This window comes from Enterococcus sp. DIV1368f, from assembly GCF_051712245.1.
GTDB lineage: Bacteria > Bacillota > Bacilli > Lactobacillales > Enterococcaceae > Enterococcus > Enterococcus faecalis.
Window position 1 is genome coordinate 446,441 of record NZ_JBIOON010000001.1, and the last position, 12,391, is coordinate 458,831.

A 12,391-nucleotide genomic window follows, 5' to 3' on the forward strand; every position below is an offset into this window, starting at 1 on the left:
GGCCTTATTTATAATCAATATAGCGAAGGAAGAACACCGGAAGAGAGGCGTGATGGTAAATGCACTATCCTGAACATCTGAAAAAAGCAGTTTTAGCTAAAGCGAAAGACTTACCATTAGAAGGTTTTGTGGAAGGCCAAGGACCGCAACAGCCAAAAGTGATGCTGATTGGGGAAGCCCCTGGAAAAGAAGAAATTAAAGAAAACGTACCATTTATAGGGCGTTCAGGTCAATTGTTGATGGAACAATTACAACAAGTTGGCTTAAGTCGTGAAACGGTGTATATCACCAGTGCGGTTAGGAGTCGGCCTTTTTCTGTAAAAACGAAGCAGATTGCAAAAACGGGAGAAAGAGTAACCAAATTTCCTAATCGAACGCCAACCAAAGAAGAAATCAAAATTTTTGCGCCTTTGCTTGATTGGGAAATCGCTGTTTGCCAACCTGAACTAATTTTGACACTGGGGAATATTGGGTTGCAACGACTTTTAGGACCAAAGCCAACAATCACTGCAGTGCACGGAACGGTCATTCAGTCGCCCATTCAAACATTTGATGAGCAATCCCAAAACTATCATTGGACGCAGAAAACCTATCAAATCATTCCACTCTTCCATCCAGCGGCTGTCTTTTATAATTATCGTTTAAAAGAAGTCGTGAAAGAAGATTGGCAAGTAGTTCAAAAACAACTGCAACTGCTTAAGAAAGTTTAAAATGAGAAAAATAAAAGGATGGTTGTTTTTTCGAAGAGAGAATGCTACCCTAGAAGTATCAATAAATAGACAGATTATTTAATCGCTGGGTTGAATAATTGAAGGATTCTGATTTTTGCGTAAGCCTTGAAGCAAAAAGAATGAGTCCTTTTTTTGTTAGAAGGAGATTTGGGTATGGAGCAAACACAGCAAAACCATTTTACTGCGTTGTTTTATAAAAATGTTCTGTTAGGAATTTTAAGTATGGCGGCGCAATCAATTTTTATTTTGGCGGACACATTTTTCATTGCAAATGGGATCGGCACCGAGGCGTTGGCGGGGCTTAACATTGTCTTACCACTTGTTAATATTATTAATGGATTAGGTTGGATGTTTGGGGTTGGCGGCGCTACGTTGTTTTCGACCACGGTTGCGCAAAAAGAAATCAAAAAAGCTAATCAGTATTTTAGTTTAACGATTGGGTTAGTTTTCGTTATAGGGAGTCTCTTTACTTTAGCGAGCTTGATTTTTTCCGATCAAATTATTCGGGGACTTCAGGGGACCGGTGTCTTGTTTGGTTTGGCAAAGGAATATTATATGATTTACCTTAGCTGTTCATTATTATTTATTTTAAACAATTGCCTGATTACTTTTTTAAGAAATGACCATAATCCTCGTTTGGCAACGATTGCTTTTGTCAGTGGGGGAATTGTTAATATTATTTTGGACTATGTCTTTATTTATCAATTTGGGTGGGGCATGGCAGGTGCGGCAATTGCAACGGTGATGTCACCGTTAACAAGCTTAATCCTGATTACGTTGCATAAGTGGTCGCCGCAACGAGTTTTACGTTTTGAAAAGTTTAAAGTGAAATTTCAGGATGTTCGAGAAATTATGTCGATTGGTTTTTCTTCCTTTTTAAATGAATTTTCTTCGGCCTTTGTCATGTTTTTATTTAATATTGTTTTGTTAAACTTAGTTGGTCATGTGGCGATTTCAGCTTATGCGATTGTTGCCAACCTCAATATTATTGTGATTGCCATTTTTACAGGGATTGGGCAAGGGGCGCAACCATTACTCAGCCGATACTATGGTTTAGGGGAAACGAAGGTGTTGCGTAAATTTGTTAAACTTAGCTTTATTACGTACTTGGTTGCCGGCTTCCTGTTTTTTTTAATCAGTCAAGTGTTTACGGGACAAATTATTGAGGTCTTTAATAGCGAAGGGAACGACCAGTTGGCGCAAATTGCTAGGACAGCCATCCGCTTATATGCGATTTCCTTCTTGTTTACAGGATTGAATTTTATGGGGATTTATTACTTTGCGGCAGTTCGTAAACCGAAAATGGCGCTAATGATTTCCTCTTTGCGTGGGTTCTTTTTAATTGTGCCAGTTTTATTTATTTTGGTGAAATTATTAGGATTAACCGGTGTTTGGTTAGCCATGCCAGTAGTTGAATTTGTTACGTTTGGACTAATGCTTGTGGGCTACCTGCGTATCGAAACTATTTGAAAAAAAGAGAAGCAGTAACCTGATGTTGGTTACTGCTTCTTTTTTGCTTAGTTTACATAGTTTTCAGTTAAAGTCATGAATTGTTCCACATCTTTTAGGACTTGATCAATGCCGGCTTGCCAGAAATCAGGTTTTGTTAAGTCAACATTTAAATGTTTTTTCGCTAATTCTTCGCTTGTCATCGAAGCAGTGTCTCTTAATAACGCAATGTATTGGTCTTCAAAAGAGCTGCCTTGTTGATTGGCATACGCATAGATACCCATGCTGAATAGATAGCCAAAAGTATATGGGAAATTATAGAAAGGCACATCATCAATAAAGAAGTGCAATTTGCTCGCCCAGAAATGAGGATGATAACTGCCAAGACTATCTTTGTAGCTTTCTTTTTGCGCCGCTAACATTAATTCAGTAATATCTTCTTCCGCTACTAAACCTTTTTGGCGCGCTTGATAAAAATTATTTTCAAAGATAAAACGCGCATGAATGTTCATAAACATGGCAATGGCATTTTGCATTTTTGTGTCTAAAAGGTTAATCTTTTCAACGTCTGATTTGGCCTCTTTTAAGGTGGCGTCAGCAACAATCAATTCTGCAAAGGTACTAGCCGTTTCTGCTACGTTCATGGCATACTCTCGATTCAATGAAGGTAAATCCCACATCACGCTACTATGGAAAGCGTGACCTAATTCATGGGCTAAAGTAGCTACTTCGTTGATTGAATTGCCAAAGGTCATGAAAATCCGCGACTCTTGTGTTTCAGGTAATTCTGTACAATAACCCCCAGGACGTTTGCCTGGACGATCTTCAGCTTCAATCCAACTTTTTTCAAAAGCCATTTGGGCAAAATCGGCCATTTTCGGACTGAATTTACGGAAATTTTCTAAAATAAAGGCAGCGGCTTGATCAAAGGAATACGTTTTTTCTTCTAAATCACCTAAAATAATTGGCGCATCTTGGTCTTGCCAATCCATTTTTTCTTTGCCGAATAATTGCGCTTTGCGCGTTAGAAAGTCGACGAATGGTTGTTTATTTTTTTGGATGGTTTCCCACATAACCGTTAATGTTTCTTGACTCATTCGATTATAGTTTAAGGGATTTTCTAAATAATCTGTAGTGCCATGCAATTTGTAATCAGATAAACGGAACCCATCTAAGTGATTTAGGGTGTCTGCTAAAATTGAAGCTTTGCCACTCCAAGCTTTCTCCCAGGCTGTAAACAAACGTTGACGAACCTCTTTGTCAGGATCTCCCATCATGCGGTTAAAGGCTTGGCCTGCAGATAGTTCTGTCACAGAGCCATCTTTTTCTTCAAAAGGAATCACGATGGAAGCAACAATCGTATCGTAATGTGTACTCCAAGCATTTAACCCATCTAGAGAAAGCGTATTGATGATATTTTCTTCTTGTTCGGAAAGCAGTTTTTTTCCATCACGGCGTAATTCATTTAAGCGAAAAGCCATTGTTTTGAACGGTTCTTCGGCTAACAGGGCTTGCCAATGTTCTGCTGAAATCTCGGTGATTTTTTTAGTAAAAATGGTTTCAGCTAATTGAATCGCTGGCAACAGATTGTATAAATCGCCTGATAAAATTTTGGCCTTGGTATCATTAGTATTAGCAGAAATTAAAGCAGTTAAAAAACTATTACATTGTGAAAAGCCATTTGAGATTTTCCCTTGTAACGTTAAGATTTCAGCAAATTGTTCTTTGCCTTGGGCACTTTCTGGTGTCCATTCTGTGATTAATTGATGGTACTCTTTTGTCTGTTCGGTTAATTGAGTCATTCGTTGGCTAAGTTCTTTGGACTCGCTCCCATTGGGGAAAATACTGTCTAAATCCCATGTAATAGAATAGGTCATATCCAATCCTTCTTTCATTTTTTTCTTTTCAGTATATCATAAGACCTAAGAGAAGTTGTTTCTTTTTCCCTCGAAACCGACTATAATAAAAAAGAATTTTCCGTGGCAGGCACGGGGCAACTACGGGGCAACTTGAAACCAAGAAAAGAGGATTATATGAAAAATTATTTGAAAGATAGTAATTTATATTTAGTCATTGCGTTTGTTATTATGGCCATTTTATTTTTCAGTTCATCACAGACGTATGAACAGCAATCACAAGTTGGTCTTTTAGATAAACTTCTGAGCAGTCATCCTTTTGAAGAACAATTAAAAAACATTTCTTTTCAATATGCTGGCAGTGAAGTGAGCATTCAAGCTAGTGGTTATAGTAAATTTGTTGAATTTTTTATTCGTAAGGGAGCCCATTTTGGTACGTATTTTCTATTAGGTGGTAGTTGGTTTATTGGATTAGTGCCAAGAATCAAAGGTCTGTTTTTAACAGCTGTTGTTTCCTGGCTAGCTGCTACTGGCTATGCAGGTTTAGATGAATTTCATCAAATGATCACAGGCGGAAGGACCCCTCTTTTTCAAGATGTTATGTTGGATGCCATGGGTGCTTTGACAGCCATCGTTATTTGTTTGGTGGTTCATGGTTTGAAGAAAAATAAAAAAAGAAGACGCTAATTTAGAAGAGCTTCGTTTATTCGTCAGAAAGATGGATAAGCGAGGGTCTTTTTTTGGTAGCGCTTGTTCCTAACTGAAAAGAAGAGTAGAATAAAGGAGAATAGTAACGAAAAGTCAGGAGGAATCAAGGATGTCAGGACACAGCAAATGGAGCAACATTCAAGGGCGTAAAAATGCGCAAGATGCCAAACGTGGGAAAATTTTCCAAAAAGTTTCAAGGGAAATCTATATGGCGGCAAAAGCAGGTGGCCCTGACCCCGCAATGAATCCTGCTTTACGTTTAGCAGTCGATAAAGCTAAGTCAGCCAATATGCCCAATGATAATATTGCTCGCGCCATAAAAAAAGCCAGTAGTGCTGGTGAAGGGGAACATTATGACGAGGTAACTTATGAAGGATACGGGCCAGGTGGCGTGGCAGTTTTAGTTCATGCACTAACAGATAACCGCAACCGAACGGCCACCAATGTTCGCGTCGCGTTTACTCGAAATGGTGGCTCTTTAGGTGAAACGGGTTCGGTGAATTATATGTTTGATCGTAAAGGCTATATTGTCATTAAGCGAGAAGATCATGCAATTGAGGAAGACGACATGCTAGAAGTCGTTTTGGAAGCAGGCGGCGAGGATTTAGAAACATCACCAGAAGTATTTGAAATTTACACAGCACCAGAAGATTTTACAGCGGTTCGCGATGCTTTAGAACAAGCAGGTTATTCATTAGCACAAGCTGAATTAACAATGGTTCCACAAACCTTACTAACCTTGAACGATGAACAAAAAGCGCAATTAGAGCGCTTGGTTGACAAGTTAGAAGACGATGATGATGTGTCAGAAGTATTTACCTCTGCAGAAAATCTATAAAATAAAGGGATGCTTGGCGTCCTTTTATTCATAAAATGAAAGCGGATACAGAATGGAGGGCATTTTGAAAAAGAGAATTTGTTTACAAGCAATCAGGGAAGAAGCGGAAGCCTATTATCGTAACGGTGATTTTTATTGCTCGGAAGCGATTGTGGCGACCATTCGGCAACACTTCGATGCGGAGATTCCCATTGAAGCTGTGGCCATGGCTTCTGGGTTTCCTGTAGGTGTTGGAGGAGCGAAGTGTATTTGTGGTGCTCTTTCAGGCGGGGTTATGTGTCTGGGCTACTTTTTTGGTCGGACAGAAGCCAAAGGAGAACAAGTAAATAAAACGATGACTTTAGCCAACGAATTGCATCAAAGTTTTCGACAAAATCATCGAGTGGTTTGCTGCAGTATTTTGACAAGTAAAATGACGATGGGTTCACCTGAGCATATGGAACAATGCATTGGCTTTACTGGAGAAATCGCTGAAACAACCGCAAAAATTATTGCACGAGAACTTGCTTACGAATTAGTCTAGTAAAAAATGAGAGAGGAGCAACCAGATTCAGGTGAATGAATCTGGTTGCTCCTCTCTCATTTAATGCATAATCAATTAACCAAGTACTTTTTCATAAGCTTCCACTTGAGATAAGACACGTTGGAGCTGTAATTCATTTTCAATATAGTTGATTGAATTACCTAAATCTTCTTGGCGGTTTGTTTCTAAACGATCGACTTCTTTTTTTGCTTCGTTCAATAAGTGTAGAACTTCTTCCTTAGATAACATGTACTCACCTCCTTGCGCAGTTCATCTACTATTAGTGTACTCCTTTTTTTCAAAAAAGGGCAATAATAGGATATTAAAAAACAAAAATAGCGGTTAGAACCGCTATTTTTGTTTACTCATGGCGTTGTTGTGCTAAAATCGCTTCGATTCGTTCTCTTTGATCTGCCAAAAAGTGAGGCAAATAAAGGGGGATTTCATCAAAGTTTGGACTTTGATTTTCATAGGCTTCGGCATCTAGCAGGCCTTTTTGTGTGGCTACTTCAAATAATAAGTGGTTCGGTTCTCTAAAATACAATGATTTGAAAAATTCGCGGTCTTTAATTCCTGAGTTTGTAAAATTCTTTTCATCCAACAGGCTATCAACTTGCGTTAATTCTTGCGTATCTTCCACCCCAAAGGCGACGTGATGAACGCCACCAATTCCTTCAATGGCAAGCGGATTGGTTCGGTCATCAATGATATGAACCTCTTGATAAAACTGTGGATGATGATTTTCCAGAACGGTTACTTCATGCGCAGTTTCAAAAAAAGGTACTGTTTCTTTTTCATGCCAATGTAAATAATCCACTAAAGGTTGTTTGGTAGCTGCGGCATATTGGACGCGTAATTGAATTGCATCAATGCCTAAAATTGCATGTTCTACTGGAATTTCAGCATGCTCAGCTGGAAAATAATTTTCCGCATTTTCAAATTCACGTAACGGAACAAGCGCCATTTGCGTATTATCGGGCGCTTCAAAACGCAAAATTGGGTGTTGGTTAAATGTTTCCACACCATAGTGGCAGATACCCGCTTGCTCAAGACGTTCTGCCCAAAAATCCAAAGAGGCGCGCGTTGGTACTTTTAAAATAGTTCGTTCAATTGTATTTGTCCCAAAGGATTGATCTTGGCCATCATTCAATTCAAAAAAAGTTAATTCGGTACCTGTTCGTTGCTCATTATCTGAGAAAAACAAGTGATACATGGTGTGGTCATCTTGGTTGATCGTTTTCATTAGTAATTTTAATCCCAGTGTATTATGATAGAAGTCAAATGTAGGCTTTATCAATCGATTTAAAATAGAGATGTGATGAATTTGTGCATACATAGTAAAATTCCTTTCTTGGAGGTTTATTAAATGAAACAATTTTTTCAAAAAGGGTCGAAACCTAATCAATTAGTTGTCGCTTTTCATGGTACTGGTGGCAATGAATATCAATTATTAACCACCATCGCAACCCTTTATCCAGAAGCGAGTGTTCTAAGTTACTTAGGGACAGAAGGTGTAGGCGAACAGCGACGCTTTTTTGCGCCATTAGTCAATGGAGCATTACCTCGTGCTAACTTTGATGAGCGAGTGACGGCGTTTCTAGAAGAAGTTTGGCAACCGCAAAAGTTATACGATGAAGTTATTTTTATAGGGTACTCTAACGGTGCCAATTTTATTTTAGGCCTATTAGAAAAGAACCCGACTATTGCTAACACTGTTATTTTACTGCATCCAAGCAATTTAGGCTATCAATATGTATCTGGTGAGTTTGCGACAAAAGTGATTGTCACAACAGGGGCTCAGGATGAGTTGAGTATTCCGGGACAAGTTCTTTCTTTAGCTAATCAATTAAAGAAACATTTTCCAGTCGACTTTTTGCTCGTTGATGGCGGTCATGGGTTATCGGAAGAAGAAGTAACGAAAATAAAAGAAGTTCTTTAAAAACAAGCTGCAACCTTTGTTGATAAGTGGTTGCAGCTTGTTTTTTCATGTGTGTTTAAATGATTTAGTTCTTTTTATTAATGAAAGCTTCCGCAAGGGCAAAGTCTCCTGCGTAAGGTTCATCTACGCCGTTTACTTTTTGATAAAGGTCGGCGCCTTTACCAGCTAAGACAATCGCATCATCAGCCGTTGTGCTTAAAGATAATGCGTGAGCAATTGCTTCGCCACGATCTAAAACGGTGTAAACAGGCATTTCTTTGGTAATATGGGTTTGAATTTCTTGGCAAATTTTTGCTGGATCTTCACTGGCTGGGTCATCGGTTGTTAGGACTGCAACATCAGCCAATTCAGAAAGAACCCTACCAAAGTCTTTGCGGCGAGAAATCGCTTTGTCTCCCGTGCTACCGACAAGAACAATTAAGCAGCCGTCAGGATGTTCTTCACGGACAAAGGTTAAAAGATTCTTCAAACTGTCATAGTTATGAGCGTAATCAACATAGACGGTTGCACCATTGGTATTCGTTAAAGATTCCATCCGGCCAGGGACGGTGGTTGCTGCGATCCCTTGTTGACACTCTTCTTTTGAAGCTCCCACAAGGACACTAGCAATCGCCGCACTTAACGCATTACCTTTGTTAAAATCACCACCTAAACGAAGGTGATAAGAGCCGGCCAATCCTAACGCATCTGCAGGACTTTCAACGATAAAACGTAAGGAATCCTCTGAAGAAACAGCGAATGAATAGTCAACTTCTGAAGCTGGCTGACTGCCATAGACAATGGCAGGGACTTTTTGCTGTTGTGCGGTTTCTTTAAGTAATGGAAAATAATCAGCTTCGTGATTCAACACAATGACTTTAGAATGTGTAATCAATTGACGTTTGCAATAAAAGTAATCGTCAAAGGTTGGATGTTCAATTGGACTGATATGGTCGGGTGTAATGTTTAAAAAAATGCCGACATCAAAAAATAACTTGTAGACACGATTAGTTTTGTAGGCTTGGGAAGAAACTTCCATAATAAAATGAGTCATCCCGTTAGCAACAGCGGTTGCCATCATTCGATACAAGTCCAAAGATTCGGGTGTAGTCAATGCAGATTTAAAGAATGTTTTGCCATCTAATGTCGAATTCATGGTAGAAAGCAAGGCTGTTTTTTGTTGTGTAGCAACATCTAAAATATATTTGGTGAAATAAGCCGCTGTTGTTTTACCCTTGGTTCCAGTAAAGCCAATCAGTTTTAATTTATTTTGTGGATAATCATAAAAAGCCATGCTTAACACAGCCATTGCTTTTTTAATGTCAGTCACGATAATTCCTAGTTGCGCCGGAACCTCATAAGGCACCTCAGAAACATAGATTTCTAGGCCGTCTTTTACAGCATTTTCTAAATAGATTTCTTTAAAGTTTAATCCTTTACAAAAAAAGAGTGTTTCTGCTGTTACGTCTCTCGAATCGTAAGAAAGAGCCGTTACTTCTCGTTGACCTAACGTGTCGGAAAGAGTCAAGTGCCAGCCTTCTGGTGAAATAAATTCTTTTAATAAATCTTCTTTTTCTAAGCAATCGCGAATTGCGAATAATGAAATCGTCACTTTTTTTGCCTCCAAACGTTTCAACGAAATTTCAAAACTGATGTCATTATAGCATTATTTTTCTTTTAAAAAAACCATCTCGTTAGCGTGAGAAAATCCATGAGAAATGTTAAAATAGGATAATTCTTCGAGAAAGTCGTTGCATATCCCAAGATGAACAATTAAAATAAAGAAAGCATACTCAAAGAATATTGGAGGACAAAATGATCAATCAACCAAATTCAGTTGATCAACCAATCCTGACGAACCAAGAAAAAATGGTCAAAGGCTCAGCTTGGATGACAGCTAGTAATATTATCTCCCGCATGTTAGGGGCGATTTACATCATCCCCTGGTACGCTTGGATGGGCGAGCACGGAAACGAAGCGAACAGTTTGTTTTCAATGGGGTATACGATTTATGCCTTATTCCTAATGATCTCTACCGCCGGAATTCCAGGTGCGATTGCCAAGCAGACCTCGCATTATAATTCATTGAACGAATATAAAATTAGTCGACAGCTCTTTTATCGTGCCTTACAACTAATGGGTGGCTTAGGTGTGGTTTTTGCTATTGTGATGTATTTGGCATCTCCGGCATTAGCAGCTTTGTCTGGCGGAGGACCTGAATTAGTTCCAACAATGCGTTCATTAAGTTTAGCCGTTTTAGTTTTCCCAAGCATGAGTGTCATTCGCGGTTATTTCCAAGGAAATCAAGAAATGATGCCCTTTGCTTTATCACAAATTGTTGAACAAGTAGCACGAGTTTTTTACATGTTATTAACTGCTTTTATTATCATGAAAGTCTTTGAAGGTAATTACGTTACAGCGGTGACCCAAGCCACTTTTGCGGCATTTATTGGGATGCTCGCAAGTTTTGCGGTTTTAGGTTATTACATGTACAAACAAAAACCATTATTTGATTATTTAGAAGAACACAGCGCCAATGAACATGAAATTGCTCCAAAAGAGTTATTGATTGAAACTTTTAAAGAGGCGATTCCTTTTATCGTAGTTGGCTCAGGGGTAACTGTCTTTAAACTTGTCGATCAGTTTACTTTCTCAAACTTTATGCGTTTGTTTACGGATTATTCAGATACCCAATTACGAGAGCTTTTCGGTATTTTTAATGCCAATCCGGACAAATTAACCATGATTGTCGTGGCTTTAGCAACTTCGATTTCGGCTACTGGATTACCGTTGATTACAGAAGCGGTCACCTTAAAAAATCACCGTGAGTTAGCGCGTTTGATTAGTAATAATTTACAACTTTTTGTGTTTGTAATGTTGCCAGCAACGTTTGGTATGATTGTTTTAGCGCAACCACTATACACTGTTTTTTACATGCCAGATGCTTTAGGCACTTCTTTATTAGTGCAAGCTTGTTATGCTAGTTTATTCTTGGGCTTGTATATGTTAGTGTCAAATATGTTAATGGGGATGTATGAAAATCGTGACGCAATGCGTTATTTAGGAATTGGTTTAGCAGTGAAATTAATCGTGCAATTCCCCGCAATCCGTTTATTTGAAGTTTACGGTCCGTTATTAGCAACGATGATTGGCTTTACGGTTTCTTGCGTATTGATTCTAAGAAGAATTCGTCAAGTGACACGTTTTAATTACAAATTAACCTTACGGCGAACATTGTTAATGTTCTGTATTACAGTCATCATGATGATTATCGCTTTGATTTTCCGTCAGTTCTTGTATCTATTTTTAGATCCAACTAGACGTTTCCAAGCCTTCATTATCGTTGTAATTGTGGCTGCTGCAGGAGGCGCTTTTTATGGCTATTCGGTCTTGAAGATTCGCTTAGCTGATCGTTTATTAGGGAAAAATGCCGCAAAATTACGTGCAAAATTCAATATTAAATAATAGCTGATTGAACTCCTTTCAGCAGATTCTCTTAAGAGACAAGGCTTGAGACATCGATCGATTCGATTTATGTCCCAAGCTATTTTTTTAAAGGAAAGAGGAATGACGATGCGTTTAGATAAATTTTTAGCCGATGTTGGTATCGGTAGTCGTAAAGAAATCAAACAATTGTTAAAGAAAAAAGTCGTTACGGTGAATGGTGACGTCGTAAAAGAAGCCAAAACACAAGTAAATGAAGAAACAGATCAAATTGCCTTGATGGGAGAAATTCTTACGTATCAGAAATTCTTTTATTACATGTTGCATAAACCACAAGGTGTCATTTCTGCGACGGAAGATCAGCGAGATGAAACGGTAATTGACTTGTTAACTGATCAGGATTACCGTGCCGACTTGTTCCCAGTTGGTCGCTTGGATAAAGATACCGAAGGCTTGCTTCTGTTAACAAATGATGGCCAGTTAGCGCATCAATTATTATCACCCAAAAAGCATGTGGATAAAGAATATTTAGCTGAAGTTGAGGGACTTGTGACAGCGGAAGATTGTCAACTGTTTGCGCAAGGATTTGCCTTGAAAGATGGAGAAATGGTTAAACCAAGTCGTTTAGTCATTGAGACGATCAATGAGGAAGAAGGGACTTCCGTAGTCCGTTTAGTGATTCAAGAGGGGAAATTTCATCAAGTCAAACGGATGTTAGCCACTGTAGGCAAACCTGTGACGTATTTAAAACGATTACGAATGGGCGAACTATGGTTGGATGAAACGTTAGAACTAGGGGAATATCGGCCCTTAACAGAAGCCGAATTGCAACAACTACAACCTAAAAAATCATACCTCAATTAAAATAAACAAAAACACAGCCCTTTCTGCGGAAAAGATAAAAAATTTCTCGAAAAATAGTGT

General features: G+C 38.7%; 11 protein-coding genes and 1 pseudogene. 8 read left to right on the top strand and 4 right to left on the bottom strand.

The features are described from left to right. Positions 1–59 precede the first annotated feature (59 nt). Positions 60–710 (top strand): uracil-DNA glycosylase, encoded by a 651-nt coding sequence (locus tag IGL07_RS02315; RefSeq protein WP_002355481.1) that lies wholly within the window; start codon positions 60–62, stop codon positions 708–710. A 174-nt stretch (positions 711–884) separates the two neighbouring features. Beyond that, positions 885–2,224, top strand: a pseudogene (locus tag IGL07_RS02320) (MATE family efflux transporter). Positions 2,225–2,248: 24 nt separating this feature from the next. Here the strand turns inward: IGL07_RS02320 and IGL07_RS02325 are convergent. Further along, complete coding sequence (locus IGL07_RS02325; RefSeq protein WP_002399760.1) at positions 2,249–4,075, bottom strand: M3 family oligoendopeptidase; 1,827 nt, start codon at positions 4,073–4,075, stop codon at positions 2,249–2,251. 138 nt (positions 4,076–4,213) lie between these two features. Here IGL07_RS02325 and IGL07_RS02330 point away from each other — a divergent pair, with 138 nt between their 5' ends. From IGL07_RS02330 to IGL07_RS02340, 3 genes are all read left to right on the top strand, one after another. After that, positions 4,214–4,723, top strand: coding sequence for a VanZ family protein (locus IGL07_RS02330; RefSeq protein ID WP_002366143.1), 510 nt, complete (start codon positions 4,214–4,216; stop codon positions 4,721–4,723). Between the two features lie 130 nt (positions 4,724–4,853). Beyond that, positions 4,854–5,582, top strand: coding sequence for a YebC/PmpR family DNA-binding transcriptional regulator (locus tag IGL07_RS02335; protein ID WP_002361233.1), 729 nt, complete (start codon positions 4,854–4,856; stop codon positions 5,580–5,582). A 52-nt stretch (positions 5,583–5,634) separates the two neighbouring features. Next, entirely contained in the window at positions 5,635–6,105 is a 471-nt protein-coding gene (locus tag IGL07_RS02340; protein WP_025187164.1) for a C-GCAxxG-C-C family protein, read from the top strand. Between the two features lie 75 nt (positions 6,106–6,180). On the opposite strand, the gene IGL07_RS02345 is transcribed toward IGL07_RS02340, so the two are convergent. Both IGL07_RS02345 and IGL07_RS02350 read right to left on the bottom strand, forming a co-directional pair. Continuing rightward, complete coding sequence (locus IGL07_RS02345) at positions 6,181–6,354, bottom strand: hypothetical protein (RefSeq protein ID WP_002355495.1); 174 nt, start codon at positions 6,352–6,354, stop codon at positions 6,181–6,183. A gap of 112 nt (positions 6,355–6,466) precedes the next feature. Continuing rightward, a complete protein-coding gene (locus tag IGL07_RS02350; protein WP_010817033.1) occupies positions 6,467–7,441 on the bottom strand; it encodes a ring-cleaving dioxygenase in 975 nt (324 codons plus the stop codon). A 30-nt stretch (positions 7,442–7,471) separates the two neighbouring features. Here IGL07_RS02350 and IGL07_RS02355 point away from each other — a divergent pair, with 30 nt between their 5' ends. Further along, the gene (locus IGL07_RS02355; RefSeq protein WP_002358653.1) at positions 7,472–8,044 is read left to right on the top strand and encodes an alpha/beta hydrolase; all 573 of its coding nucleotides are present in this window, start codon (positions 7,472–7,474) and stop codon (positions 8,042–8,044) included. 64 nt (positions 8,045–8,108) lie between these two features. Here IGL07_RS02355 and IGL07_RS02360 read toward each other — a convergent pair whose 3' ends face one another. After that, positions 8,109–9,635 carry a UDP-N-acetylmuramoyl-L-alanyl-D-glutamate--L-lysine ligase gene (locus IGL07_RS02360; RefSeq protein ID WP_010817034.1) on the bottom strand — a complete coding sequence of 509 codons (1,527 nt, stop codon included), beginning with the start codon at positions 9,633–9,635 and terminating at the stop codon, positions 8,109–8,111. A 203-nt stretch (positions 9,636–9,838) separates the two neighbouring features. Between IGL07_RS02360 and IGL07_RS02365 the strand changes: the two genes are divergently transcribed. Then, entirely contained in the window at positions 9,839–11,488 is a 1,650-nt protein-coding gene (locus tag IGL07_RS02365; protein ID WP_002364837.1) for a putative polysaccharide biosynthesis protein, read from the top strand. Positions 11,489–11,596: 108 nt separating this feature from the next. Then, positions 11,597–12,331 carry a pseudouridine synthase gene (locus tag IGL07_RS02370; protein ID WP_010817035.1) on the top strand — a complete coding sequence of 245 codons (735 nt, stop codon included), beginning with the start codon at positions 11,597–11,599 and terminating at the stop codon, positions 12,329–12,331. Positions 12,332–12,391: the final 60 nt, after the last annotated feature.